The sequence below is a fragment of the Methylobacterium sp. Leaf100 genome (assembly GCF_001422845.1).
In the GTDB taxonomy this organism is placed as follows: Bacteria; Pseudomonadota; Alphaproteobacteria; order Rhizobiales; family Beijerinckiaceae; genus Methylobacterium.
The window spans coordinates 195,291-221,235 of the sequence record NZ_LMMW01000001.1 but is presented as its reverse complement, the minus strand read 5'-3'; the positions used below and the strand labels follow the sequence as shown (position 1 = coordinate 221,235).

Sequence of the window (25,945 nt, the reverse complement as noted above, 5' to 3'; positions counted from 1 at the left end):
TATGCGTGCTCGCCCTGACCGGCCTCGCCGTGACCACGCCGGCTGCGGCGCAGGAATCTGCCAGGCAAGAGTCTGCCAGGGAAGTGACTCCGAAAGACCCAAGCGCCAAGTCACCGGCTGCCGAACCGGATGCGGTTCAGAAAGCCGTCGAGGAAAAGAACCGACGTGCCGAGAACTTGAAGCGCATCGAGGAGGCACTCGCGGCCTCGACGGGGACGCGTGCGCAACTTGAGGCCGAGATCGCATCCATCGGTGGCGACCGGGCCAAATTCAATACGGCCCTCCTGGATGCGACCCGTCAGGCTCAGGCGACGGAAGACCGGATGACCCGGTTGGAAGAGCGTCTCAAGACCCTTGGGGCCTCCGAGGCGGCCATCCGCCGGTCGCTGGATGGGCGGCGCGGCGTCATCGCCGAGATCCTCGCAGCCCTCCAGCGCATGGGTCGTCGGCCGCCTCCCGCGGTGCTGGTGCGTCCCGAGGACGTGCTCGCCGTTATCCGAACTTCGATGTTGCTCGGTGCCGTGGTGCCCGAACTGCGCGGCGAAGCCGAGACCTTGGCGGCCGACCTCACCGAACTCGTGCGCCTGAAAGGTCTCATCGCCGCCGATCGCGAGGGTTTGAAGAACGATCTCGCCGGATGGGCGCGGGAGCAGCAGCGCCTCAACGGCCTTATGGCTGCCCGAAAGGCGCGGCTGGCCGAGGTGGAGAGCGGCTTGGCGACCGAACGCTCACGCACCGCCGAACTCGGCCTCCAGGCCCGCACCCTCAAGGAACTCCTGGAGCGGATGGAAGGCGAGGTGGCCTCGGCACGCCGTGCGGCGGACGAGGCGCGTGCGGCCGAGACCCGGGAGGCGCGCGCCACGCAGGAGCGCTTCGCCGCCGCCGGTATCCGCGACCCGGCGCGCCTCGCCCCCAAGGTTCGGTTCGCGGACACGCGCGGCGATCTGCCTCGACCGGTGAGCGGAGTACTGACGCGCGGCTTCAACCAGCCCGACGGCAATGGTACCACCACCCGCGGCATTTCGCTCACCACCCGACCCAAAGCCGTGGTTTCGTCACCGGCCGATGGCTGGGTCTCCTTCGCCGGCCAGTTTCGGTCGTATGGCCGACTCTTGATCATCAATGCCGGCGATGGCTACTATCTACTGCTGGCGGGGATGGATCAGATCGACGTCGAGGTCGGCCAGTTCGTCCTGGCGGGCGAGCCCGTGGCGGCCATGGGCGAGGGCGGTGCGGGTACGACCCCGGCCGGCGGCGATCCGGTGTTATACGTCGAGTTCAGAAAAGACGGCGGCTCCATCGATCCGGAGCCTTGGTGGGCCAAAAGCCCCAGCGAGAAGGTTCGCGGATAATGCGCAAGGTTTCCCTCGTTCTCCTCGGCGCGTTCATCGGCGTCGGGTCCTCCATGGTCGCGACCCAGACCCGCCTGCTGTCGGGGACCAGCGCCGTGGCGGCCTCGGCCGAGACCTATCGCCAACTGAGCCTGTTCGGCGACGTGTTCGAGAAGGTCCGCACCGACTACGTCGAGAAGCCCGACGAGGCCAAGATCATCGAGGCGGCGGTGAACGGCATGCTCACGTCGCTCGATCCGCATTCGAGCTACATGGACTCGAAGAGCTTCCGCGACATGCAGGTGCAGACCCGCGGCGAGTTCGGCGGTCTCGGTATCGAGGTCACCATGGAAGACGGTCTGATCAAGGTCGTCACCCCCATCGACGATACGCCCGCGTCGAAGGCCGGCATCCTTTCCAACGACGTGATCACCCAGATCGACGAGGATCAGGTCCAGGGACTCACCCTGAATCAGGCGGTGGACAAGATGCGTGGCCCGGTGAACTCGCCGGTCAAGCTCAAGATCAGCCGCAAGGAGTCGAAGGACCCCATCGAGGTCGTGCTCAACCGCGACGTGATCAAGATCAAGCCCGTGCGCTCGCGCGCCGAGGGCGGCGACGTCGGCTACATCCGCCTGACCCAGTTCAACGAACAGACCTTCGACGGGCTGCGGTCGGCCATCGACAAGCTCAACGGCGAGATCGGCGCCGACAAGCTCAAGGGCTACGTCCTCGATCTGCGCAACAATCCGGGCGGCCTCCTCGATCAGGCCGTGATGGTCTCCGACGCGTTCCTCGATCGCGGCGAGATCGTCTCGACCCGCGGCCGCAATCCCGACGAGACGCAGCGCTTCTCGGCGAAATCCGGTGATCTGACCAAGGGCAAGCCCATCGTCGTACTGGTCAACGGCGGCTCGGCCTCGGCCTCCGAGATCGTGGCCGGCGCTCTGCAGGATCATAAGCGCGCGACGGTGCTCGGCACCCGCTCGTTCGGCAAGGGCTCGGTGCAGTCGATCATTCCGCTCGGCGGCAGCGGCGCCCTGCGCTTGACCACGGCACGCTACTACACCCCGTCGGGTCGCTCGATCCAGGCCAAGGGCATCGAGCCGGATCAGGAGGTGCTGCAGGAGGTGCCGGACGAGCTCAAGGGCAAGGACGAGACCAAGGGCGAGGCCGGCCTGAAGGGCCACCTCAAGCAGAAGGACGTCGAGGAGCGCGGTGGATCCTCCGCCTACGTTCCGCCCGACCCGGCCAAGGACAAGCAGCTCACGGCCGCCTTCGACTACCTGCGCGGCATCCAGAAGGGTGCGTCCAACACCAAGACGACGGTTCCGAACTGAGCCGGCACACGGTCGCTCTTTAGGGAAGCGTTAACCATGGCGGCCCCCAATGTCGGTTCAGAACCGATATCGGGGGCCGCTTTCGTTTCGGGAGGCGGTTGCCGTTCTCGTCCCGACCCTGAGGGAAGCGGCTGAGCGTGGCCTCCGACGACATCCTGACCCGGCCTCTCGGCGCCAAGCGAACCCCACGGGAGCGCCTTCGCAGCCTCAACGCCACGTACCTGACCCCACGGATGGTGACAGGGGGCCTCGTCCTCGGCCTCGTCGGTGGCCTGAGCATCCTCGGCGCCGTCGGCGATCCGCAGGGAGGCGAGCCGGTGGCCGTCGCCACCATCGCCCTGCGCGACCCGCCACCCGTGCCGACCGCTGCGGTCCCGGTGCCCGAGAAACCGGTCGCAGCCCAGCGCTCGGCCGATGCCGTCGAGACCGCCTCCGGTGTCACCGTGGTGCGCGCGGGCGGCGGCAATGCGCCGAGCGACGCCGTGGTGATCCGTGTTCCCGATGCGGCACCGGTCAAGCTCGCGTCCGCCCCCGACCCGCGCCTCGTCGAGCGCGGACGCCACGGCAGCGTGCCGCGCCTCGGCGAAGGGCGAATCCGCCCCCTCGACGTTTATGCCCGGCCCGATCCCGGGACCACCGGCCCACGCATCGCCATCCTGGTGTCGGGGCTCGGCATCGGGCAGGCCGCCACCGCCAGTGCCATCACCCGGCTGCCGCCGGAGGTCAGCTTCGCCTTCGCCCCCTACGGCGGCGACCTCGAACGGACCGTGGCGCGCGCCCGGGAAGCCGGCCACGAGGCGCTTCTTCAGGCACCCATGGAGCCGTTCGACTATCCCGACAGCGATCCGGGGCCACAGACCCTGCTTACGACCGCGCGTCCGCCGGAGAACCTCGACCGGCTTGCCTGGGCCATGAGCCGCTTCCAAGGCTTCGTCGGCATCGTCAACTACATGGGCGCCAAGCTGACGAGCGATGCCGCCGCCTTCGAGCCGGTGCTGCGCGAGATCGCCGCGCGCGGTCTCGGCTACGTCGACGACGGCACCTCGCCGCGTTCCATAGCCACCACCCTCGGTGCCAAGGCGAAGGTTCCTGTGGCACGGGCCGAGTTCGTCCTCGACGCCCTGCCCCGGCCCGAGGCCATTGATCGGGAACTCGCGCGGGCCGAAGCGCAGGCCCGTGCCAAGGGCTTCGTCCTGGTGTCCGCCACCGCGATGCCGATGACCATCGACCGGATCGCGCGTTGGTCGAAGGACCTCGAAGCACGCGGCGTGCGGCTCGTGCCCGTGAGCGTCGCCCTGCGTGCGGCTTCGGGGAGCGCCCGCCTCAGCAGCGCCGCGCCCTGAGTGTCGGGCCGATACGATTCTTCGCATCGTGCCGCCATCGTGCGTTGCGGCGCGGGGATGGGGTGCCCTATGGTCGCGCCGATGACAGCCCTCCCGAACGACGACGGCACCGGATTGCCGTACCGCCCCTGCGTCGGGATCACGTTGATCGCACGCACCGGTCTCGTATTCATCGGTCGTCGCCGCGCCGATGCCGGTCCGGAACACGTTGCCGATGGCCGTGCCTGGCAGATGCCGCAGGGCGGGATTGACCCCGGCGAGGCCCCCAAGGATGCGGCCTTGCGTGAACTCTACGAGGAAACCAACGTCGCACCCGGCTCCGTCCGGCTGCTGGCCGAAGCGCCCGACTGGCTGACCTACGATCTTCCGCCAGCGGTGATGAAGCAGGCCTGGAAGGGGCGTTATCGCGGGCAGACGCAGAGGTGGTTCGCCTTCGGTTTCCTCGGCGACGACAGCGAGATCGATGTCGCGTCACCCGGTGGGGGTGCCCACGCGTCCGAGTTCGATGCTTGGCGGTGGCAACCCATGGCTGGATTGCCGGACCTCATCGTGCCGTTCAAACGGCCCATCTACGAGGGTGTGGTCGCGGCGTTCGGTGGTTTGACCGACTGGTGCGTTCCGGCGTGAGCTCCAGCACTCTCCCGGCTCGCCGGTAAGGCTGCCACCGATGCGCTGGTGGTCGATCCCCGTTGTACTGGCGCTGTGCTGGTTCGTGTTCACCCTGACGCCGTTCTGGGCGCTCTACGACCTCGCCCGTGCCGTGCAGGCGCATGACGTGGCCTATATCGAGCGCCACGTGAACTTCCGCACCCTGCGGCTGTCGGTGATCCGACAGGCCGCCGCCGCCGCGCAGGCCCGTGGCGAAACGGGCGGTGCGGAACCGCGCGAGCGCCAGCGCGTGACCGATGCCCTGGTGGCCCTCGCAATCCCCATCGCCGAGTCCCTGGTGACGCCCCAAACCGTGGTCGACCTCCTCGACGACGGCTGGCCCCAATCCATCGACCTCGGCCCTCCGGAGCCCCGGCAAGGAGACACACCCGCCGACCTGCGCAAGCCCGGGCTGCATGCCGAGGGCTTCCGCCGGCTCATCCCGTTCTACCTGTCCTCCGAGATGCGCGGCTTTCGCACCGTGGTCATTCCGGTCCCGCCCGACGCGACGCGGGATCGCCGATTCCGCCTGCGCCTGCGCCTGCGCGGCTGGACATGGCGCCTCGTGGACATCGAGCTACCCGAGGAATTGCGCGAGCGGATCGCGCAGAAGCTCGCCCGTACGGGGCGGAGCCGTTAAGGCGAGGGTGCCAGGGATATAGGACCGGTTACTGGCCCCGGTTTGGTTGGGCCGGATCCGAGTGTTCGCTTCGCCAGAGCCAGCTTCTCAGGCCTATCTCTCAGGCAGCCGCATCGTCGGCGTTCCGGTTGGTGAAGCGAGCGTTGCCCAGGCCGGTGCCGATGGTGAGGATGCCCCAGCGCGTCACCTCCTGTCGGTACGGCACCTCGCTCAGGCCCTGCACGACGGCATCGTTGTGCATCACCACCATGGTGGCGTGGTCGCCGATCCGCGGGATCGCCGCGACGAGGCGCTCGGCGAGGTTGAAGCGGTCGCTCTCCCAGTTGCCGGGCAGGTTCTGTCCACCGCGGTCGATGGTGCCGTCCGCTTCGATAACGCCGGGGCAGCCGATGCCGATGAAGGGCGCCAACGTGAGATTGGCCCGGCCCGCTCGCCGGATCAGGTCGTTGAGCATCCCGATGAGCCGATCCACGGCGGCGTCGCGGGTCGGTGCCGGATCCTCGTCGCGGTGACGCCAGATCTCGGAGCGCCAGACCGCGCTCCGGGACAGGTCGGGCGCCTTGCGGAGGTTCGTCGCGACGACCCCGGCGCGGATGTTGGTGCCGCCGATATCGACGGCGAGCAGGCTGTCGTATCCGGCGAAGATCCAGGCCGGTGCGAGGTGGACCGACCCGATGAGGCCGGCTTCGTCGGGGTGGTGGCGGATCGGCTCCAGGGTTAGATCGAGGCCGGCGGCCCGCAGGAGCACACCGGCCCGGGCGATGGCGAGGTGCCCGACGCGGCTGTCGCTGAAGCCGCCCCCGACCACGATGCTCTCCGTGTCACGCCAGCCCTTCTGACGCAGGAAGCGGCGCACCACACGCGCGAGTTCCTGGGCGAACTCCTCGATGGCGCTGAAGATCAGGCCGGAGCTCAAGGGATCGCTGCCGTCCAGCGCCCGATCGAGCGCCTTCTTGCTGAGGTCGGCACTGGGCTTGTCGCCGAAAGGATCGGGGCCGGCCTTGCGCAGGGTTTCCCGCCACGTTTCCAGGATCTCGCGAAACGCCTTCTTCGAGACCTTGTCGCCGACGAACCCGTCGTCGGCCTTCAATTCGCTGTTGTAGTCGTCGACGATCACCGAAGGCAGTCGATGGGCGGCATGTGCGATGCCCGCCTCGCGGGTGAGGATGTCCGTCGCCATGCCGATACGCTGCCCCTGGATACGCGGTCGCCCCGCGACGCGGCATCCACCGTAAGGGATGGCGGAACGCGCGAGCGGGCGCCGCGGTCCTAACGCGGCGCCCGGGGCATGGGAAGCCGACCGCACCCCCAGGGGTGGGCCGGCCTGGATATCGGGTCGTCAGTTCGCCTTCGGCGCGGCCGGCGCGGCCTCGGCCGGGGGGGCCTTCGGCTCGCGGGTTTCCAGAACCTCCTCGGCCTTCTCCTCGTCGGTGTCGCCGCCGCGCTCGATTGCCTTTGCGGGATTGGCCGCGAGCGCCTTGACGATCGCGACGAGGCGTTCGCACTCGGGACCGTACTGGTAGGTCTCGAGCACGATGGCGGCGTCGCGCAGGGTACGAAGATCGCGCACGGTCTGCTTGTTGGCCGCCTCGCGCAGCTGGCTCTTCGCCGCGATGGCCTCTTCGAGCTTGGCTGCCTTCACGTCGCAGGCGGAAGCGACGCCCGTGGAGGCGATCACGAAGGCGAGGGTGGTGAGGATGGTGCGCATCGGTGGGTCCGGGGGCTGGCGCTCAGGCGTGGTGGGCGGGTGAGCGCAGGATGTCGTTGGCCAGGGCCACGAGGGCGCTGAGGCGATAGGGCTTCGGTACGAACACCGAGTCCGTCACGGCGTCGCCGTGGGCAAGATGGCCGCGTCCGCCCGAGGTGTAGACGACGGGCAGGTCGGGGCGAACCCGGCGGGCACGCTGAGCCAGGGCGAGACCGTTCGTGTTGCGGGCCAGATCGATATCGGTGAAGAGCAGATCGACCCGCTCACGGGCCAGGATGCCCTCCGCTTCATCCGCATCGGACGCGGTGAGAACGCGATAGCCTTCCTCCAGAAGCGCCTCGGCGGCAAGCTCGCAGACCATGATCTCGTCCTCGACGATGAGCACGGTCTCGGCGATCCCGCAGGAGCCGAAGACGGACGGGGTGAAGCTGGGCAGGGCGAGGGCGGCGCAGGCGAATGGGATCATGACGCAACTCCTACTCACCCGGCGGGGGACGCATGGTCCCGTACCGGATCACCCAACCAACGGACCGCAGCGGCGCGATGTTCGAGTGCGTTCACTCCAATTGCGCGGACTTGGTGAGCAAAGCTTTAACCCTGCCGGCCCGGTGGTGAACGCGAAGGGGCAGCGCCTGTGACCCGGCCCTGGCATCTCGGCTTCGGCCTGATCCTCACGGCGCTGGCCGGCTACGTCGACGCCCTCGGCTTCATTCGGCTCGGTGGCCTCTACACCTCGTTCATGAGCGGCAACACGACCCAGTTCGCCGTCGCCCTCGGACACGGCCAGCCCCACCTCGCCTGGCTGCCGGCCCTGCTCATCCTCGCTTTTCTCCTCGGTGGAATCTGCGGCGGCGCCCTCTCGGCCCTGACGCCCGCACGCTGGAGCACGCCGGTGATTCTCGGCTTCGAGGCCGCAATCGTCGCAGCTGCCTTCGAGGCTGCCGTCGCCGCCCCGGATTCGGGCCTCGCCTCCCTGATGCTGGCGCTTGCCATGGGGGCGCAGAACGCGGTCCTGTCCCACGTCCAGGGCTTTCGCGCCGGGACCACTTTCGTCACCGGCGCGCTGTTCAGCTTCGGCCAGAAGCTCGCTTTGGCGCTCGCCAGGCGCGGCGCCCGTTACGCCTGGGTCGGCGATGGGGTGGTCTGGCTCGCGCTTCTCGTCGGATCCCTCGCCGGAACGGTCGCCTACGGCCGTTTGGCGTTGTATGCCCTCGCCATCCCTGCCGGCATCGCCGGCATCCTGGCCGTCGTCGCCACGATCCTGACGGCGCGGCGTGCGGTCTCCGGCGCACCCGCCCTGTGAGGCTCGGGCTCCGCGCGCCTATCGCAACCGAGTGACGAGAGATCCCCGCCGGATGGCCGAGACTGCACCTTCCCTCCTCGACCACGTCACGCCCATCGCGGCCGGGGCTCACGTCACCGCCGCCGTGTGGTTGAAGGACACCCTGGCCCTGGCGCTGGGCGACGGCGCCGTGCTGCTGGCCGGCCGCGGCGAGTTCCGACGGATCGAATCGCACCCGGACGGCGCCATCCTGGTCGCCGCCGGTGACGGACGCCGGATCGTGACCGGGGGCGATGACGGCCGCGTGGTGGCGACATCGCCCGAGGGCGATGTCGTCGAGGTGGCCGTCGCCAAGGGCGGGGCCTGGATCGACGCCCTGGCGCTCCATCCCGACGGCGCCATCGCGTACGCCGCCGGACGAAACGTCGTGGCCCGCGACGCCAAGGGCCGCGAGAAGGTGTTCGCCGCCCCATCCACCGCGCGCGGCCTCGCCTTCGCGCCGAAGGGCTACCGCCTGGCCGTCTCGCACTACAACGGCGCCACCCTGTGGTACCCGAACCTCGAGACCGCGCCCGACTTCGTCGAGTGGAAGGGCTCGCACATCGACGTGACCTGGTCGCCGGACGGCCGCTTCGTCGTCACCACCATGCAGGAGAACGCCCTGCACGGCTGGCGTCTCCAGCCCGACCGCGGCCACATGCGGATGTCGGGCTATCCCGGCAAGGTCCGCTCCGTGGCCTGGTCGGGCGATGGCGACTGGCTCGCCACCGGGGGCGCGGAAGCCGCCATCATCTGGCCGTTCGACTCGAAGGAAGGCCCCACCGGCAAGGCCCCGCGCGAGTGCGGCGTGCGCCCGGCGCGGGTCTCGCGGGTGGCGTTCCATCCCAAAGCCCTGGTGCTCGCCATCGGGTACGAGGACGGCTGCATCCTGCTCGTGCGTTTCGCCGACGGGTCCGAACTGTTGGTGCGCCCGGCCGTGAAGGGCAGTGGCGTCACGGCCCTCGCCTGGGACGCGCGCGGCGCCCGCCTGGGCTTCGGCTGCAGCGACGGGGCCGCCGGCCTCCTCACCCTTCCGGGCTGACGTCCATGGCGCTGTTCGGGCGGAAACAGCCACAGGCCGATGCGGCGGTGCGCGCGGCGATCCTCGCCTGGGCACGACAGGCCGCGGGCTTCGACGCGGCGGGAATCGTCAAGGTGAACGAGATCGTTTGCGCCGATCCGGCCTGCCCCGGCATGGAAACGATCCTCCTGCTCATGCCGCCGGGGCAGCCGACCCGTGCGGTGAAGATCACCAAGCCCATGGCGGCGGTAACGGAAACCGATGTGGTCCTGGCCCTCGCGCGGGATTGACGATCCCGCGCAGGATTGAAACCGCGTCGCTTTTCTGTCATACGCCGCCTCGCGTTGAACCGCCCGGCCGATCGGGCTGCCGTGGCGGTTCGTGCTGCTCCATCAGAAGCATCAACCGAGCGCATCCCTTCGATCCCAACCCGGATCGGGGTGCATGCGCGTTCAGGAGAGCCAAATGCCCAAGCTGAAAACCAAGTCGGGCGCGAAGAAGCGCTTCAAGATCACCGGCACCGGCAAGGTCATGTACGCCCAGGCCGGTAAGCGCCACGGGATGATCAAGCGGACGACGAAGCAGATCCGCAACCTGCGCGGCACCACCACCCTGTTCGAGGGCGATGCCGCCAACGTGAAGAAGTATTTTTTGCCGAACAGCCGGTAAGCCTTCTTTCACCCGCCGAACTGCTTTTTCTGATCCAGGAGACTCCATATGGCCCGCGTCAAGCGCGGCGTGACCAGTCACGCGAAGCACAAGAAAGTCCTCAAGGCCGCCCGTGGTTATTACGGTCGCCGCAAGAATACGATCCGGATCGCCAAGCAGGCGGTCGAGAAGGGCATGCAGTATGCCTACCGCGATCGTAAGAACAAGAAGCGCACGTTCCGCGCCCTCTGGATCCAGCGTCTCAACGCCGCCGTCCGTGAGCATGGCCTGACCTATTCGCGCTTCATCAACGCGCTGTCCAAGTCCGGCATCGAGGTGGACCGCAAGGCCCTCTCCGAGCTCGCCATCCATGAGCCGGCCACTTTCGCCGCCGTGGTCGAGAAGGCCAAGGCCTCCCTGCAGGACGTCGCCAAGGCGGCTTGAATCTTCTTCGTTCGGCCTTCGCGTCGGACTCTGTAGAAAAGGCGCGGCCCCGCACGGGCGCCGCGCCTTTTCGTTTTTACTGGGCGCGCCGGGTTTTCCAGGGCGCGATGGCTTGCCAAGGCGGCCTCGACCCGCAAAACCCTCGCGCCATGATCGCCCGACCATCCTGTGGTCGAGCCGCAGCCGGTGAGTTGAACCGATGACCGATCTCGACACCCTCGAAGGTGACCTTCTCGCAGAGGTCGCCGCCGCGTCCGACGAGGCCGCCCTCGACGCCGTACGCGTGGCGGCGCTGGGGAAGAAGGGCTCGGTCTCCGAACTGCTCAAGACCCTGGGCGCCATGACGCCCGACGAGCGCAAGGCGCGCGGGCCCCTCATCAACGGGTTGCGCGATCGCGTGCAGGGCGCGTTGGGCGCTCGTCGCGAAGCCCTCGGCGAAGCGGCGCTCACCGCACGCCTCGCCGCCGAGCGCATCGACGTGACCCTGCCCGTGCGCGAGGCGCCGGAGGCGCGCGGCCGCATTCATCCCATCAGCCAAGTCATGGACGAGATCGCGGCGATCTTCGCCGATATGGGGTTCTCCGTCGCCGAAGGGCCCGACATCGAGACCGACGACTACAACTTCACGGCTCTCAACTTCCCGCCCGGCCACCCGGCGCGCGAGATGCACGACACCTTCTTCCTGGCGCCCGACCGCAACGGCCAGCGCAAGGTGCTGCGCACCCACACGTCGCCGGTGCAGATCCGCACCATGCGGTCGAAAGCGCCGCCGATCCGGGTGATCTGCCCGGGACGGACCTACCGTCACGATTCCGACCAGACCCACACGCCGATGTTCCATCAGGTCGAGGGTCTCGTCATCGACAAGGCGGCCAACATCGCCAACCTCAAATGGGTTCTGGAGGAGTTCTGCCGGACCTTCTTCGAGGTCGACGCCGTGAAGATGCGCTTCCGTCCGTCGTTCTTTCCCTTCACCGAGCCCTCGGCCGAGGTCGACATCCAGTGCTCGCGCAAAGGCGGCGAGATCCGCTTCGGCGAGGGCACGGATTGGCTCGAGATCCTCGGCTGCGGGATGGTCCATCCCAACGTCCTGCGCAATTGCGGCCTCGACCCCGACAGCATCCAGGGCTTCGCCTTCGGCATGGGCATCGATCGTATCGCCATGCTCAAGTACGGCATGCCGGACCTGCGCCCATTCTTCGAGGCGGACGTCCGTTGGCTCGATCATTACGGTTTCCGGCCGCTGGATATCCCGAGCCTGGTCGCCGGGCTGACCGGCTGATGTGATGTCGCGAAGGTCCGGGCGCTGCCCGGATCGTCCTTCTCAACCCTGATGGGTGCCGGATCGCCAGTCGCTGGCCGATCGGAGAGCGCCGACGGACGCAAGTCATGAAATTCACCCTCTCCTGGCTCAAGGATCACCTCGACGCCGAGGCCTCCCTCGACACGATCTCCGAGACGCTCACGCGCATCGGGCTCGAGGTCGAAGGCATCGAGGACAAGGCCGCGAGCCTGAAACCCTACGTGATCGCCCACGTGCTCACGGCCGAGCAGCACCCCAACGCCGACCGCCTGCGCGTCTGCTCCGTGGATGCGGGCGACGGGGAGCCGGTACAGGTGGTCTGCGGTGCGCCGAATGCGCGCGCCGGCATGAAGACCGTGTTCGCCCCCCCCGGCACCTACGTGCCCGGCAAGGCCATCACCCTGTCGGTGGGCACCATCCGCGGCGTCGAGAGCCGGGGCATGCTGTGCTCGGGCGCCGAACTCGGCCTCGGAGACGACCACGACGGCATCCTCGATCTGCCGGAGGACGCGCCCACGGGGCAGACCTACGCGGTCTATGCCGGCCTCGACGATCCGATCATCGAGATCAACCTGACGCCGAACCGCGCCGACTGCACCTCGATCCACGGCATCGCCCGCGATCTCGCCGCCACCGGCCTCGGTGGCCTCAAGCACACGCCCCAGCCGCCCGTACGGGGGGAGGGGGCCTGCCCGGTTCCCGTCACCCTCGATTTCGAGCCGGCCGACCGCGGCCTGTGCCCCTACTTCACCCTGCGCCGCGTGAGCGGCATCACGAATGGCCCCTCGCCGGATTGGATGCAGGCCCGCCTGCGCGCCATCGGCCTGCGCCCGATCAACGCCCTCGTCGACATCACCAACTATCTCACGTTCGACCGGGGCCGGCCGCTGCACGTCTTCGACGCCGCCAAGGTGGCGGGCGGCCTCACCGTGCGCCGCGCCCGCGATGGCGAGGCCCTGAAGGCGCTCGACGGCAAGACCTACGCGCTGACGGACGACACGGTGGTCATCGCCGACGACAACGGTGTCGAATCCATCGGCGGCATCATCGGCGGGGAGGCGTCCGGTTGCGACGCCGGCACCACCGATGTCCTCATCGAATCCGCCCTCTGGGACCCGGTGAACATCGCCCAGAGCGGCCGGCGCCTCGGAATCATCACCGATGCGCGCTACCGCTTCGAGCGCGGCGTCGACCCGGCCTTCACCCTGCCGGGCCTCGATCTCGCCACCCGCCTCGTCCTCGAGATCTGCGGCGGCACCCCGAGCCAGCCCGTGATCGTCGGCGAGCCGCCCGAGACCGAGCGGGTCATCGATTTCCCCTGGACCGAGACCCGGCGCCTGGCCGGCCTCGAACTGTCGCGCGCCGAGATGAAGGTGACCCTGGAAGCCTTGGGCTTCCACGTCGCCGGCAGCGGCGACCGGGTGAAGGTGCTCACCCCGTCCTGGCGCGCCGACGTCGAGGGCAAGGCCGATCTCGTCGAGGAGATCATCCGCATCGCCGGTCTCGATCGCATCGAGCCGAAACCTCTTGCGCGCATCGAGGCCCAGGTCGGTAAGGCCGTGCTCACGGTGATCCAGAAGCGCACGCGGCTCGCCAAGCGCGCACTCGCCGCGCGCGGCCTCGTCGAGGCCGTGACGTGGTCGTTCATTCCTCATGACGACGCCGTGCTGTTCGGGGGCGGCCGGGCGGATCTGGTGCTGGCCAACCCCATTGCGGCTGACCTCTCCGATATGCGCCCGAGCCTCGTGCCCGGCCTGCTGCGCGCCGCCCAGCGCAATGCCGACCGGGGTCTCTCCGACGTCGCCCTGTTCGAGGTCGGTCAGTGCTTCGAGAACGATCAGCCGGAAGGTCAGACCACACGCGCTACAGCGATCCGCCGTGCCACCGCCGGCCATCTCGGCGGTGGCCGCCACTGGGACGGTGCCGCTGCCCCCGTGGATGCGTTCGACGCCAAGGCCGATGCCCTGGCGCTGCTCGCCGCCTTCGGCATTCCCACGGGTGGCCTGCAGGTGGTCGCCGGCGGGCCGAACTGGCTGCATCCCGGCCGCTCGGGTACCCTCCAGTTCGGGCCGAAGAACCCCGTGGGGTATTTCGGTGAGATCCACCCGCGCGTGATGAAGGCGCTGGACCTCAAGGGCCAGATCGTCGCCTTCGAAATCACCCTCGATGGCGTGCCGTTGCCGAAGTATCGCCCGACCAAGGTGAAGCCGGCCCTGGCCCTCTCCGACTTCCAGCCGGTCTCGCGCGACTTCGCCTTCGTGGTGCCCCGCGACGTGGCGGCGGGCGACGTGGTGAAGGCGGCGCAAGGGGCCGAGCGCAAGCTCATCGCCGGCATCGACGTGTTCGACATCTACGAGGGCGTCGGCGTTCCCGAGGGGGCGAAGTCGGTGGCCATCGCCGTTCGGCTCCAGCCCGTCGAACGCACCCTGACCGACGCGGAGATCGAGGCGGTGACGGCCAAGATCATCGCCGAGGTCGGCCGCAAGACCGGCGCGACCCTGCGCGCCTGAACCCCGGAAGAACGGAGCCTCGCCATGATCGACCGTGCCCTCGTCGATGCCCTCTCGGCGGCCGAGTACCTGCCGGCCGCCGAACTTCGGCGCGCGGTCGAAACACCGGAGGCCATCGCCGACGAGGTGCTGCGCGTGCTGGCCGGGCCTGCGGACGGTGCCGAGGTGTCGGAGGCCGACGCCAACCTGCTGTTCTACGGTCTCCACGTCCTCGCGGCCGCCCGCGACACCCGTGTGTTCGCCCCCCTGGTGCGTCTGCTGCATCAGGACGGGGATACCCTCGACGCCCTGCTGGGCGACGCGGTGACGACGACGCTGGCCCGTATCCTCGTCAGCGTCTTCGACGGGGAGGTGGCGCCGCTGCACCGCCTCATCCTCGACAGCACCCTCGACGATTTCGTCCGTAACGAGGCCCTCGCGGCCCTGACCTTCCTGACCCAGACCGGCCACGTCGACCGTCAGGCGACCCACGACCTCCTCGTGCGCTTCGACGACAAGCGCGTCGCCGTCGAGGGTGATATCGGCTGGGTCGGTTGGGAGGAGACCATCGCGCTGCTGGGGTTTCGCGATCTGGCGCCCCGCTCGGCGGCCGCGCGCAAGGATGGTCGTCTCACCGATGAATTCAGCGACGCGCCGTGGTTCCGCACCACCCTGCGTCAGGCCGAGGCCAAGCCGGACGACCTCGCCCGCTTCGATCCGCGCCGCTACGGCACCATCGACGATCCCGTCGCGGACCTCGCCTGGACGGCCGAGGATGCCGGCCAGCCCGTGCGCAATCCGTTCAAGGATGTCGGGCGCAACGATCCGTGCCCGTGCGGCAGCGGCAAGAAGTTCAAGAAGTGCTGCCTCGACAAGGCCGCCTGACGGCTCACCGCGCCGCGCCGCTGAGCGGGTTCGCGTCGTCCCAGGCATAACCCAGGGTTTCGAACCGCATCGAGCGGGCATCGACCATGAGCAGGCGCCCGACCAGGGGCTCGCCGAAATCCGTCACAGCGCGGATGACCTCCAAGGCCATGAGCGAGCCCATGATGCCGGCGAGCGCCCCGAGCACCCCTGCCTCGGCGCAGGCCGGCACGGAGCCGGGTGGCGGGGGGCTCGGGAAAAGGCAGCGATAGGTCGGGTTCGGCCGCCCGTCCGCCCCGGTCTCGTGGGCCCGGATGGTCGTCAGCGACCCGTCGAACTGCCCGAGCGCCGCCGTCACCAGGGGGCGCTTGCCGTGGAAACACGCATCCGAGACGGCGTAGCGCGTCGCGAAATTGTCCGAGCCGTCGGCGACGAGATCGTAGTCCGCGACAAGTTCCACCGCGTTCTCTGCCGTCAGCCGGAAGGGGTGGGCCTCAATGGCGACGTGCGGGTTGAGGCGACCCACGGCGTCCGTGGCGCTCTCGACCTTCGGCCGGCCGATATCGGGCGTGCCGTGGATCACCTGCCGCTGCAGGTTCGACAGGGAGACGATGTCGTCGTCGACGATCCCGATGGTGCCGATGCCGGCGGCCGCGAGGTACTGGATCAGGGGCGCGCCGAGGCCGCCGGCCCCCACCACGAGGATGCGCGCCGCCTTGAGGCGGGCCTGTCCCGGGCCGCCGACCTCGCGCAGGACGAGGTGACGGGCGTAGCGTTCGACTTCATCGGATGACAGGGCCATGACCGGGAGATAACGCCCGCGAGGGCACATCGGAAGCCCCGCGATTTGCGCGGGCACCGGCGGGCGCCTATGGCCGTGGCGATAGTCGCCGAGACCCCGCGAGATTCTGGCCGTGTCCGATTCCCTCGACCGTTCGCCGCTCACATTGGCCCAGGCCCTGATCCGCTGCCCCTCGGTGACGCCGGAGGAGGGCGGCGCCCTCGCTTGGCTCGGCGAAGTTCTGGAATCGGCCGGCTTCACGGTCCACCGGCCGCGCTTCTCCGAACCCGGCACGCCCGATATCGACAATCTCTACGCCCGCATCGGCACCGGCGCACCCTATCTGCTGTTTGCCGGCCACACCGACGTGGTGCCGACGGGCGATGTCGCCGCCTGGCGCCACGGGCCGTTCGCCGGAACGGTGGCCGACGGCCTCCTCTACGGGCGCGGCGCCGTCGACATGAAGGGCGGCATCGCCTGCATGCTCGCCGCCGCCCTCGATTATCTCGACGCGGTCGGGCCGGGCTTCTCGGGCTCCCTCGGTTTCCTCATCACCGGCGACGAGGAGGGCCCGGCCGTCAACGGCACGGTGAAGCTGCTCGAATGGGCGCGCGCGCGCGGCGAGCGCTTCGATCACTGCCTGCTCGGCGAGCCGACGAACCCCGAACGTCTCGGCGACATGATCAAGATCGGACGGCGTGGCTCCCTCACCGGCAAGCTCACGGTCCATGGCCGCCAAGGCCACGTCGCCTATCCGCACCGGGCCGAGAATCCCATCCCCGGCATGCTGCGCCTCGCGGATGCGCTCCTGGCCGAGCCCCTCGACGGCGGCACCCGGCATTTCGATGCGTCGAACCTCGAATTCACCACCCTCGATGTCGGCAATCCGGCAACGAACGTGATCCCGGCGGAGGCGCGGGCGACCTTCAACATCCGCTTCAACGAGGGCTGGACCGCCGAGACCCTCGGCGCCGAAATCCGTGCACGCCTGGAGCGGGCGGCCGGGAACAGCGTACGCTACAGTCTCGACCTGCAGCCCTCGAATTCCCCCGCCTTCCTCACGGAGCCCGACGCCTTCACCAGCCTCGTCTCCGCCGCCATCGAGACGGAGACCGGTCGAGTGCCGAAGCTCTCGACCACGGGCGGCACCTCGGATGCCCGTTTCATCAAGGATGCCTGCCCAGTCATCGAGTTCGGCCTCGTCGGCGAGACCATGCATCAGACCGACGAGTGCGTGGCGGTGGCCGACCTGAACCGGCTCACCGCAATCTACACGCGGGTGCTCGCGGCGTATTTCGCCGCCGCGGCGCCGTCGGCTTGACCGTTCGCGTCAGGCGGCTCGGCGCTTGAGACTTCGGCAGAGCCAGCCGTGTCCGGACCGGTAGCGACACCGATAGTTGACGCGGCTCGACCGAAACCGCCGGCTGCTCGCGCCCAGGCGATCACCCACGGCGATGTAGATCTGCCGCAGGCGCTGGACGTGGGGATCGTCGAGGCGCAATTCGATGCTGGCCCGGACCATGGCCACCGCAGCCGGCCGTTCGGCAATCTCCCTCGGGACCAGTCCCTCGCCCAGGATGACCCGTCCGACTTCGAGGAGAAGGGCTTCGCTCGCACCCTCGCCCGAAGCGGCGAGGCGCTCGAGGTCGAACAGGGTCCGAACGCCCAGGGGCCATAACCGGATCACGCGATCACGCCCGACCGAGCAACAGAGTTGCGCCTGGGCGACCCAGTCCATGATCTGATAGACCCCATAGGGTGTCTCCACGAACAGCATCAACGGGTTGGCCGCGGCGAGGTTCTGCGTGGAGTGGATATGATAATCCTCGATCCGGATGCGGATATCGCTGTCGATGCCGTCGATGATCTCCACGGGCGTGATCTTGAACGCCTCGAACACCTCCTCCTCCCGCTTGAAGTTCCGTAATTTGTCGCGCTGGATGATGCTCCGCAGGACGACCTCCGGCATCACGCCCGCGATGAAGCTGGCGGCGACCACCAGCGCGATGACGGATGGCGCGGTCAGGGTCGCCTCGTTCGTCACCAGGGCTTGAACCGCCTCAGTGCCGATCCAGAAGAGGCCGACGACGAGTACCGGGGCGAGCACCGCGCTCAAAAGCATCCGGATCGTCTCACCGACGAGGGTTCCGGGGCTGAGATCGAAGTTCTTGATCGCTCGGTAGAGATTGCGAAGGGCGGTGATGTAGCTGCCGGCGAACGCTGCGCACAGGCCAAGCAGCCACACCATCCCGATGCCGTCGAGCGTAGGGTAAGTCACCCCCGGCCAGCGGAACGCCGCCGCATCGCTTCCCGCAGGCGCCAAAAGCGAAACGAGGAGCGACAGAGCGTAGAACATCGCCAGCCCCGACAGGACGCTGAACGGGATGCTGCCGATAAGCCAGGAGAGCGTTGCGTTGTCTTCCTTCCGACGCGGGAAGTCTTGGACTGCCGTGCCAGGCTGCATCGGAGTGACGACGGGCACTGAGCGGCGCTTGGCGCCGACGAAATACTTGTACTTCACAAATTCGAAGGATGGGATCAGGGAGGGGCTCGACCGGTCGGCGATCTCGAAAACCAGGGCGAGATCCTTGATGGTCTCCTGCCGCTGGCGTTTGATGGCCTCTCGGATCGCAATGAAGATCAGGGGTGAAAGGACCGCGAAGGCGGAGGCAACGACGATGATGACCCGCAGGGGTGTTTCCATGGCGATAATCCCGAGCTCCTCACGATGATCGGAGAGGTTGCGCATTTGGACGCAGAGCCGGGCATAAATTCAACCTCAGATTAAACTTTAATTTGAATCAGCGGTTCATTTAGGTAATCCACCCCCACCAGCGTCAGGCCACACGACGGGGCTAGAGGGCCGCAACGACTACGGTCCCGGCTCGCCAGGATCCCTGCGACATCGTCGGCCGTGATCTTGCCGGAGCCTGCGAGCACCAGGGTGCCGACGAGCCCCCGGACCTGGTGGTGCAGGAACGAGCGCGCCGACGCCGCCACCACGATCTCGTCGAAGTGACCCATGCTCACCATCGCGACGTCGAGCTGTTCCAGGGTGCGGATCGGGCTCTTGGCCTGGCATTCGGCGGCCCGGAAGGCCGTGAAGTCGTGGCAACCCAGGAGCGGGCGCGCGGCGGCCTGCATCAGCGGGACATCGAGGGGCCACGGCACCTGCCAGACCTGTCCGCGCGTCAGGGCCGCCGGGCTGCGGCGGTTGAGGATGCGGTAGCGATAGTGCCGGCGGAACGCGGAATGGCGGGCGTTGAAGTCCGGGGCAACGCGCTCGGCACTCAGGATCGAGACCGGATGCGGGCGCAGATGCGCGTTCAGGGCGTCGCGCACCACATCCGTGCGCCAAGCCTTGGTGAGGTCGAGATGCGCTACCTGATGCGTGGCGTGAACCCCCGTATCGGTGCGGCCGGCGCAGGTGAGGCCGGCGGTCTCGCCGGAAAAGCGTTTCACCGCCGCCTCGATGGCGCCTTGCACGGAGGGCTGCGCCGTCTGGCGCTGCCAGCCGCAGAACGGCGTGCCGTCGTACTCGATGACGAGCTTGTAGCGCGGCATCAGGCGCCGAGGGACGAGCCGGGCACCAAGCGGGCGCCCCGCATGAACTCCGGCCCGGTCGCGACGCCGCCCTTGCCGGCGCGGCGCAGGGCCGTGAGGCGGACGGCGCCCGTACCGCAGGCAAGGGTGCAGGCTTCGTCGAGGATCGTGCCGGGGTCGCCCTTGGCCTCCGTCGCGAGGGCGCCCAGCACCTTCACCCGCTCCGGGCCCTTGCCGAGATCGGCCTCGAAGAAGGCGCCTGGGAAGGGGGCCAGTCCGTTGACGTGGTTGGCGACCTCAGGGGCCGGGCGGGTCCAGTCGATGCGCGCCTCGTCGTTGGTGATCTTGTGGGCGTAGACGACGCCCTCAGTCGCCTGCGGTGTGAACGCGAGGGCGCCGTGCTCCAGTTCGGCGAGGGCGCGGGCCATCAGGTCGGCGCCGAGCGGCATGAGCGCGTCGTGCAGGGCACCGGCGCTCATGCCGTGCGTGATCGGTAGGCGCGCCTCCAGGCCGACCGGGCCGGTGTCGAGGCCGGCTTCCATCCGCATCACGCCGACGCCGCTCATCGCGTCGCCCGCCATCACGGCGCGCTGGATCGGAGCGGCGCCGCGCCAGCGCGGCAGCAGGGAGCCGTGGAGATTGAGGCAGCCGTGGCGCGGCAGGTCGAGGATCGCCTGGGGCAGCAGCATCCCGTAGGCCACCACCACGGCGACATCGGCCGCGTGCGCCCGAAAGGTCTCGACGGCTTCCGCATTCTTCAGGGTCGTGGGCGTCAGCACGGGCACGCCGAGGGCTTCGGCCATCACGTGGACCGGGGATGCCTTCAGGGCCATGCCGCGCCCGGCTTTGGCCGGCGCGCGCGTGTAGACGGCGACGAGGGTGTGGCCGTCAGCATGAAGGCGTGCCAGCGTCGGCACGGCGAAATCCGGCGTGCCCATGAACACGACGCGCATCGGGCTTTTTCCTAACGTGGGATCACGCGGCGTCGCGCTTGGCCGCCTTGGCGAACTTCTTCACCACCCGGTCGCGCTTCAGCTTCGACAGGTGGTCGATGAACAGCACGCCGTCGAGGTGGTCGATCTCGTGCTGGATGCAGGTGGCGAGCAAGCCGTCGGTCTCGATCTCCTGCGTCGCGCCATCGAGGCCGCGGAACCGCACGCGGACCCGGTCCGGCCGTTCGACCTCGCCATAATAATCCGGGATCGAGAGGCAGCCCTCGTCGTAGACCCGCTTCTCCTCCGAGCCCCAGACGATCTCGGGATCGAGAAAGACCTGCGGCCGGCGGTCGTCCTCGTCCTTCGACGTGTCGATGGTGACGACGCGCTTCGCCACCCCGATCTGGATCGCCGCGAGGCCGACGCCCGGAGCGTCGTACATCGTCTCCAGCATATCGGCGACCAGGGTGCGGATCTCGTCCGTCACGGGGCCGACGGGCTCGGAGACCTTGCGCAGGATCGGATCGGGCAGGATGACGAGCGGACGGATGGTCATGGCGTGATGGGGTTCGGCTGTGGGGATCGCGGCGCCGCGATCCCCAGCAGATAAGGTCGTGCCGATGAGCGGTCAAATGACCCGTGCGTCCGCCCGTCAGAAGGGTGTGCGGCTGCGGATGGCGGCCGTCAGCGTGCCCTCGTCGAGGTAGTCGAGTTCGCCGCCCACCGGCACACCGTGGGCGAGGCGGGTGATCTTCAGTCCATGGACCTTCAGCGATTCGGTGACGTAATGCGCCGTGGTCTGACCGTCGACCGTGGCGTTCAGCGCTAGGATGATCTCGCGCATGGCCGGGTCGCCGGCGCGCGCCACGAGGCTGTCGAGGTTGAGGTGCTCCGGCCGCACGCCGTCGAGCGCCGACAGTACGCCGCCGAGCACGTGGTAACGGGCCGTCACCGCGCCCGAGCGCTCCAGAGCCCAGAGGTCTGAGACGTCCTCCACCACCACGAGGGTCGAGGGGTCGCGGCTCTCGTCGCGGCAGATGGTGCAGGGCTCGGCGGTATCGACGTTTCCGCAGGCGCTGCACACGACGATGCGCTCCGAGGCGACCCGCATGGCGTCGGCCAAGGGAGCGAGCAGGGTTTCCCGCTTCTTGATGAGCTGCAGCGCCGCGCGCCGGGCCGAGCGCGGGCCGAGGCCCGGCATGCGGGCGAGGAGCTGGATCAGGCGCTCGATCTCGGGGCCGGCGACGGCTTGGGGCATGAACGGTCCGTCTGGGCTCGTGCGGATGGCCCGAGGCCACCACGTGGTTCAAGCGGGATAGCGGGTGAGGCGTACCCGGCGAAAGCAGGAATCCTCCACACATAGGGTCGCGCCGCTCCGGTTTCTCCCCCGCAGGCCTACGCCCGCGCGGGATACGGAGAATTCAAATTTCTTTTTCCATTGTCGCAAACGTGATTTGTCGGCAAGATTTGAGGAACCGAGCACAAACGGTGACTCGTGGGGCGGCGAACCTGCGCGCGGCGGACCTGAACGACCGCGCGGACGCCCCACACACGAGTCCGGCCCGGCGGAGCGATCAGGGGCCCGAGGAGGAACGCGCATGACTAACATCGGACTTTTCAATTCGGGCCACGGCGCGGAGGCCATCGGCCTGCGCCAGCTGAAAGCCGTGCATTGGAATCTCGAAGCTCCGCGGCTCTACGAAGAGGCGCTGCGCCGCAACGAGGCGGAACTCGCGCAGGGCGGCGCCCTGGTGGCGACCACGGGAAGCCACACGGGGCGCTCGCCGAAGGACAAGTTCGTGGTGCGGGACGAGGCCACCGAGAACGAGGTCTGGTGGGAGAACAACGGCGCGATCACGCCCGAGCAGTTCGAGACGCTTTATCAGGATTTCCTCAGCCATGCCGAGGGTCGCGAACTGTTCGCCCAGGATCTCCATGGCGGCGCCGACCCGTGCCACAGGGTCAAGGCCCGGGTGTTCACCGAGCTCGCCTGGCACTCCCTGTTCATCCGCAACCTGCTGATCCGGCCCGAGCGCGAGACCCTGTCGGATTTCGTGCCGGAACTGACGATCGTCGATCTGCCGAGCTTCGAGGCTCAGCCGCATCGCCACGGCTGCCGCTCGAAGACGGTCATCGCCATCGATTTCTCGCGACGCCTCGTGCTCATCGGCGGGTCGGCCTACGCCGGCGAGATGAAGAAGTCGGTCTTCACCTACCTCAATTACCGGCTGCCCAAGGTCGGGGTGATGCCGATGCACTGCTCGGCCAACGTGGCCCTCGACGAGGCCGGCCAGTCGGCCCTGTTCTTCGGCCTGTCGGGCACGGGCAAGACGACCCTCTCCAACGACTCCTCGCGCATGCTGCTCGGCGACGACGAGCACGGCTGGAGCCCTGATGGGATCTTCAACTTCGAGGGCGGCTGTTACGCCAAGACCATCCGCCTCTCCAGGAACGCCGAACCCGAGATCTACGCCACCACCGAGCGCTTCGGCACGGTGATGGAGAACGTGGTCATCGATCCCGAAACCCGGGTGCCCGATTTCGACGACGCCTCCCGCACGGAGAACACCCGCTGCGCCTATCCCCTCGACTTCATCGCCAATGCGAGCACCACGGGACGTGCCGCGCACCCGAAGAACATCGTCATGCTCACCTGCGACGCGTTCGGGGTGATGCCGCCCATCGCACGGCTCACGGGGGCAGAGGCGATGTACCACTTCCTCTCGGGCTACACCGCCAAGGTGGCAGGCACCGAACGCGGCCTGACGGCCCCGGAGGCGACGTTCTCGACCTGCTTCGGGGCGCCGTTCATGCCGCGTCACCCGAGCGTCTACGGCAATCTGCTGCGCGACCTCATCGCGAAGCACGCGGTCGACTGCTGGCTCGTGAACACCGGGTGGACCGGGGGTGGTGTCGGCACGGGCCGACGCATGCCGATCCGCGTGACGCGCCGCCTGCTCACGGCGGCCCTGGACGGATCCCTGTCCCAGGTGGAATTCCGACGCGATCCGTATTTCGGGTTCCAGGTGCCGGTCTCGGTGCCGGGCGTCGAGGCGCAGGTGCTGTCACCCGTGGAAACCTGGACCAACAAGGCGGCCTTCGCTGAAACGGCAACGCGCCTCGTCGCCATGTTCCAGGAGAACTTCAAGCGCTTCGCCGAACACGTCGACGCCGACGTGCGGGCGGCCGAGCCGTCCGCTCAGGCGATCGCAGCTTGATCTCTCGAAGGGGGCGACCTGCGGGTCGCCCCCTTCGAGCCCCTAAAAGAGTTTCAGGCCGGGCGGCAGGGGCAGGCCCTTCGTCAGCTCGCCCATGCGCTCGGCGGCGACCTGCTCGGCCTTGCCCCGGGCGTCGTTCATGGCGGCGACGATGAGATCCTCCAGGATCTCGCGCTCATCCGGGTTCATCAGGGTCGGATCGAGCTGCACGCCCTTCACCTGTCCCTTGGCCGTCATGGTCACCCGTACGGCGCCGCCGCCGGAGGCGCCCGATACCTCGACGGTGTCGAGTTCACCTTGCAGGGCGGCCATCTTCTCCTGCATGGCCTGCGCCTGCTTCATCATGCCCATGAGGTCGCGCATGCTCGTAATGTCCTTCGGCTGTATCGGGTGAGGCGTTCGGCCTGATCTGGGGACGGAGCGGCGCCGGCGCTATGCCTCGCCGTCCGTGTCTTCGGTCTCGGCCTCGCCCGTCGGCGGAGCCTCGACCGCAATCTCAGGGGTCTTGTCGCGCACGTCGACGATCTGGGCACCGGGGAAGCCCGCCATCACCGCACGCACGAGGGGATGGACGGCGGCGCTCTGATGACGGGTTTCCGTCGCGGCCCGTGCCGTGGCGTCGAGGGTCGGCTCGCCGGCCTCCTTCGACAAGGCGACGATCCAGCGCCGGCCCGTCCACAGGTCGAGGGCCTTGGCGAGGTCGTTGGCGATGGTCTGGCGCCCGCCCTCCGCGAGACGGAACTCGATGCGCCCCTCCTCGAAGCGCACGAGATGGACCTCGCGCTCGAGGGCCATCTTCAGGCCGATGTCGCGCTTGGTGTCGGCCAGCGCGACGACGTCTGCAAAGCGCGTCAGCCGTGGGCCTTCTGGTTCGGGGGAGGGGGCTTGGCTCGGTGCGGGCGCCTGGCTCGGCATGGGTGAGGGCGCGACCATCGATAGGGCCGGACGGCCACCGCCGCCGGCCGCCATGGACAGGGCCGGGCGCGGCGGCGGCTCGGACGAGAAGGTCGGGATCGGCGGCAGGGCCGGGCGCCCCTGCGCCGTGACGGGTGCGGAACTGGCGTGGGTGTCAGCCGGTGTCCGGGCCGGAGCCGCCAGGGCCTCGCCCTTGAACTGGCGCAGGGCTTCGTCGGGGGTCGGCAGATCGGCCGCGTAGGCGAGGCGCACCAGGGCCATCTCGGCGGCGGCCAGCGGCCGCGTCGCAGTCTGTACTTCCGGAATCGCCTTGAGGAGGATCTGCCACGCCCGCGAAAGCACCCGGACGGAGAGCTTGCCCGCGAATTCGCCGCCGCGCGACCGCTCCGCCTCGCTCAGGGTCGGATCGGCCGCGGCCTCCTCCGGTACCAGCTTCAGGCGGGTGACGAGGTGGGTGAAGCTCGCGAGATCCGACAGGATCACGGCGGGGTCGGCGCCCGCCTCGTACTGGCCGCGCACCTCGGAAAAGCTCGCCGGAATGTCGCCGCGCATCACCGCCTCGAACAGGTCGACGATACGGCCCCGGTCGGCCAGACCCAGCATGTCCCGTACGCCCTGGGCACTCACGTGTCCGGCGCCGTGCGCGATGGCCTGATCGAGGAGCGAGAGGGCGTCCCGCACCGAGCCCTCCGCCGCCCGCGTGATCGCGGACAGTGCCTCGGCATCGGCCTCGACACGCTCGGCGGCGCAGATCCCGGCCAGATGCGACACCAGGGTGTCGGCCTCGACACGGCGGAGATCGAAGCGCTGGCAGCGCGACAGGATCGTCACCGGGACCTTGCGGATCTCGGTGGTGGCGAACACGAACTTTGCGTGAGGTGGTGGCTCCTCCAAGGTCTTCAGGAAGGCGTTGAACGCCTTCTCGGAGAGCATGTGGACCTCGTCGACGATGTAGACCTTGTAGCGGGCCGAGACGGGTGAATAGCGGATGCCGTCGATGATCCCGCGCACGTCGTCGATGCCCGTGTGCGAGGCGGCGTCCATCTCCAGCACGTCCATGTGCCGGGATTCCATGATCGCCTGGCAGTGGCGCCCGAGTTCGGGCATCGCGATGGTGGGACCGGTGTCGGGATGGCCGTCGCGGACGTAGTTCAGGCCCCGCGCCAGGATGCGGGCCGTGGTGGTCTTGCCGACGCCGCGCACGCCCGTCAGCATCCACGCCTGGGGGATGCGGTTGGCCGCGAAGGCGTTGGCCAGGGTCCGCACCATGGCGCCCTGTCCGATGAGGTCGTCAAAGTTCTGGGGGCGATACTTGCGGGCGAGCACCCGATAGGGCGTCGCGGACGCTTGCGGCTCGGGAAAACCCGGAAGGCCGGGGGCGTCGCTCGGAGTGCCGGAGGTCGCGTCCATGCCGCCTTCGCGTGGGTTGGCGCCGCCCTGGTCGGAGGGATGC

General features: G+C 68.7%; 26 protein-coding genes. 15 read left to right on the top strand and 11 right to left on the bottom strand.

The genetic code is table 11. The features are described 5' to 3' along the window. Positions 1–29: 29 nt before the first annotated feature. The 5 genes from ASF25_RS00955 to ASF25_RS00935 all read left to right on the top strand — a co-directional run bounded on the left by ASF25_RS00955 (position 30) and on the right by ASF25_RS00935 (position 5,302). Complete coding sequence (locus tag ASF25_RS00955; protein ID WP_056303137.1) at positions 30–1,352, top strand: peptidoglycan DD-metalloendopeptidase family protein; 1,323 nt, start codon at positions 30–32, stop codon at positions 1,350–1,352. Beyond that, the gene (locus ASF25_RS00950) at positions 1,352–2,671 is read left to right on the top strand and encodes a S41 family peptidase (protein WP_056171849.1); all 1,320 of its coding nucleotides are present in this window, start codon (positions 1,352–1,354) and stop codon (positions 2,669–2,671) included. Before ASF25_RS00955 ends, ASF25_RS00950 begins: the two co-directional genes overlap by 1 nt. Positions 2,672–2,802: 131 nt before the next feature. Next, positions 2,803–4,014 (top strand): divergent polysaccharide deacetylase family protein, encoded by a 1,212-nt coding sequence (locus ASF25_RS00945; protein WP_056302720.1) that lies wholly within the window; start codon positions 2,803–2,805, stop codon positions 4,012–4,014. Between the two features lie 69 nt (positions 4,015–4,083). Next, positions 4,084–4,641 carry an RNA pyrophosphohydrolase gene (locus ASF25_RS00940; RefSeq protein WP_244472853.1) on the top strand — a complete coding sequence of 186 codons (558 nt, stop codon included), beginning with the start codon at positions 4,084–4,086 and terminating at the stop codon, positions 4,639–4,641. Positions 4,642–4,681: 40 nt separating this feature from the next. Then, on the top strand, positions 4,682–5,302 hold the full coding sequence (locus tag ASF25_RS00935) for a DUF2939 domain-containing protein (protein ID WP_056302718.1): 621 nt from the start codon (positions 4,682–4,684) through the stop codon (positions 5,300–5,302). A 100-nt stretch (positions 5,303–5,402) separates the two neighbouring features. Here ASF25_RS00935 and ASF25_RS00930 read toward each other — a convergent pair whose 3' ends face one another. The 3 genes from ASF25_RS00930 to ASF25_RS00920 all read right to left on the bottom strand — a co-directional run bounded on the left by ASF25_RS00930 (position 5,403) and on the right by ASF25_RS00920 (position 7,476). Then, positions 5,403–6,482: an ROK family protein gene (locus tag ASF25_RS00930; protein WP_056171842.1), complete on the bottom strand. Its 1,080-nt coding sequence runs from the start codon at positions 6,480–6,482 to the stop codon at positions 5,403–5,405. A 159-nt stretch (positions 6,483–6,641) separates the two neighbouring features. Continuing rightward, the gene (locus tag ASF25_RS00925; protein ID WP_056171840.1) at positions 6,642–7,010 is read right to left on the bottom strand and encodes a hypothetical protein; all 369 of its coding nucleotides are present in this window, start codon (positions 7,008–7,010) and stop codon (positions 6,642–6,644) included. 22 nt (positions 7,011–7,032) lie between these two features. Continuing rightward, positions 7,033–7,476 carry a response regulator gene (locus tag ASF25_RS00920; protein ID WP_056171839.1) on the bottom strand — a complete coding sequence of 148 codons (444 nt, stop codon included), beginning with the start codon at positions 7,474–7,476 and terminating at the stop codon, positions 7,033–7,035. Between the two features lie 168 nt (positions 7,477–7,644). On the opposite strand from ASF25_RS00920, the gene ASF25_RS00915 reads away from it, so the two are divergent. The 8 genes from ASF25_RS00915 (at position 7,645) to ASF25_RS00880 (ending at position 15,121) form a co-directional block, all read left to right on the top strand. Next, positions 7,645–8,313 (top strand): YoaK family protein, encoded by a 669-nt coding sequence (locus ASF25_RS00915; protein ID WP_056171836.1) that lies wholly within the window; start codon positions 7,645–7,647, stop codon positions 8,311–8,313. 52 nt (positions 8,314–8,365) lie between these two features. After that, positions 8,366–9,373, top strand: a complete 1,008-nt coding sequence (locus ASF25_RS00910) for a hypothetical protein (RefSeq protein WP_056302715.1) — start codon at positions 8,366–8,368, stop codon at positions 9,371–9,373. A gap of 5 nt (positions 9,374–9,378) precedes the next feature. Then, positions 9,379–9,642 carry a hypothetical protein gene (locus tag ASF25_RS00905; RefSeq protein WP_056266051.1) on the top strand — a complete coding sequence of 88 codons (264 nt, stop codon included), beginning with the start codon at positions 9,379–9,381 and terminating at the stop codon, positions 9,640–9,642. Between the two features lie 175 nt (positions 9,643–9,817). Next, complete coding sequence (rpmI, locus tag ASF25_RS00900; protein WP_018044555.1) at positions 9,818–10,021, top strand: 50S ribosomal protein L35; 204 nt, start codon at positions 9,818–9,820, stop codon at positions 10,019–10,021. Between the two features lie 48 nt (positions 10,022–10,069). Beyond that, complete coding sequence (gene rplT, locus ASF25_RS00895) at positions 10,070–10,444, top strand: 50S ribosomal protein L20 (RefSeq protein WP_056087037.1); 375 nt, start codon at positions 10,070–10,072, stop codon at positions 10,442–10,444. Positions 10,445–10,643: 199 nt separating this feature from the next. After that, positions 10,644–11,726 carry a phenylalanine--tRNA ligase subunit alpha gene (gene pheS / locus ASF25_RS00890; RefSeq protein ID WP_056302713.1) on the top strand — a complete coding sequence of 361 codons (1,083 nt, stop codon included), beginning with the start codon at positions 10,644–10,646 and terminating at the stop codon, positions 11,724–11,726. Positions 11,727–11,833: 107 nt separating this feature from the next. Further along, a complete protein-coding gene (gene pheT, locus ASF25_RS00885) occupies positions 11,834–14,257 on the top strand; it encodes a phenylalanine--tRNA ligase subunit beta (protein ID WP_056302711.1) in 2,424 nt (807 codons plus the stop codon). Between the two features lie 24 nt (positions 14,258–14,281). Beyond that, on the top strand, positions 14,282–15,121 hold the full coding sequence (locus tag ASF25_RS00880; protein ID WP_156368803.1) for a DUF1186 domain-containing protein: 840 nt from the start codon (positions 14,282–14,284) through the stop codon (positions 15,119–15,121). Between the two features lie 4 nt (positions 15,122–15,125). Here ASF25_RS00880 and moeB read toward each other — a convergent pair whose 3' ends face one another. Then, positions 15,126–15,902, bottom strand: a complete 777-nt coding sequence (gene moeB, locus ASF25_RS00875) for a molybdopterin-synthase adenylyltransferase MoeB (RefSeq protein ID WP_056302709.1) — start codon at positions 15,900–15,902, stop codon at positions 15,126–15,128. A 112-nt stretch (positions 15,903–16,014) separates the two neighbouring features. On the opposite strand from moeB, the gene dapE reads away from it, so the two are divergent. After that, positions 16,015–17,202 (top strand): succinyl-diaminopimelate desuccinylase, encoded by a 1,188-nt coding sequence (dapE, locus tag ASF25_RS00870; RefSeq protein ID WP_056171825.1) that lies wholly within the window; start codon positions 16,015–16,017, stop codon positions 17,200–17,202. A 9-nt stretch (positions 17,203–17,211) separates the two neighbouring features. On the opposite strand, the gene ASF25_RS00865 is transcribed toward dapE, so the two are convergent. From ASF25_RS00865 to recR, 5 genes are all read right to left on the bottom strand, one after another. Then, positions 17,212–18,585, bottom strand: coding sequence for a hypothetical protein (locus tag ASF25_RS00865; protein WP_156368802.1), 1,374 nt, complete (start codon positions 18,583–18,585; stop codon positions 17,212–17,214). Between the two features lie 80 nt (positions 18,586–18,665). Beyond that, a complete protein-coding gene (gene truA / locus ASF25_RS00860; RefSeq protein WP_056302705.1) occupies positions 18,666–19,445 on the bottom strand; it encodes a tRNA pseudouridine(38-40) synthase TruA in 780 nt (259 codons plus the stop codon). After that, on the bottom strand, positions 19,445–20,377 hold the full coding sequence (fmt, locus tag ASF25_RS00855) for a methionyl-tRNA formyltransferase (RefSeq protein ID WP_056302703.1): 933 nt from the start codon (positions 20,375–20,377) through the stop codon (positions 19,445–19,447). Before fmt ends, truA begins: the two co-directional genes overlap by 1 nt. A gap of 22 nt (positions 20,378–20,399) precedes the next feature. Next, positions 20,400–20,915, bottom strand: a complete 516-nt coding sequence (gene def / locus ASF25_RS00850) for a peptide deformylase (protein WP_056171816.1) — start codon at positions 20,913–20,915, stop codon at positions 20,400–20,402. A 96-nt stretch (positions 20,916–21,011) separates the two neighbouring features. Next, positions 21,012–21,617 (bottom strand): recombination mediator RecR, encoded by a 606-nt coding sequence (gene recR, locus ASF25_RS00845; protein WP_056171814.1) that lies wholly within the window; start codon positions 21,615–21,617, stop codon positions 21,012–21,014. A gap of 340 nt (positions 21,618–21,957) precedes the next feature. Between recR and ASF25_RS00840 the strand changes: the two genes are divergently transcribed. Further along, positions 21,958–23,577, top strand: a complete 1,620-nt coding sequence (locus ASF25_RS00840) for a phosphoenolpyruvate carboxykinase (RefSeq protein WP_056302701.1) — start codon at positions 21,958–21,960, stop codon at positions 23,575–23,577. A 42-nt stretch (positions 23,578–23,619) separates the two neighbouring features. Here ASF25_RS00840 and ASF25_RS00835 read toward each other — a convergent pair whose 3' ends face one another. Continuing rightward, positions 23,620–23,940 (bottom strand): YbaB/EbfC family nucleoid-associated protein, encoded by a 321-nt coding sequence (locus tag ASF25_RS00835; RefSeq protein WP_056171811.1) that lies wholly within the window; start codon positions 23,938–23,940, stop codon positions 23,620–23,622. 69 nt (positions 23,941–24,009) lie between these two features. Then, positions 24,010–25,902 (bottom strand): DNA polymerase III subunit gamma/tau, encoded by a 1,893-nt coding sequence (locus ASF25_RS00830; protein ID WP_056302699.1) that lies wholly within the window; start codon positions 25,900–25,902, stop codon positions 24,010–24,012. Positions 25,903–25,945: the final 43 nt, after the last annotated feature.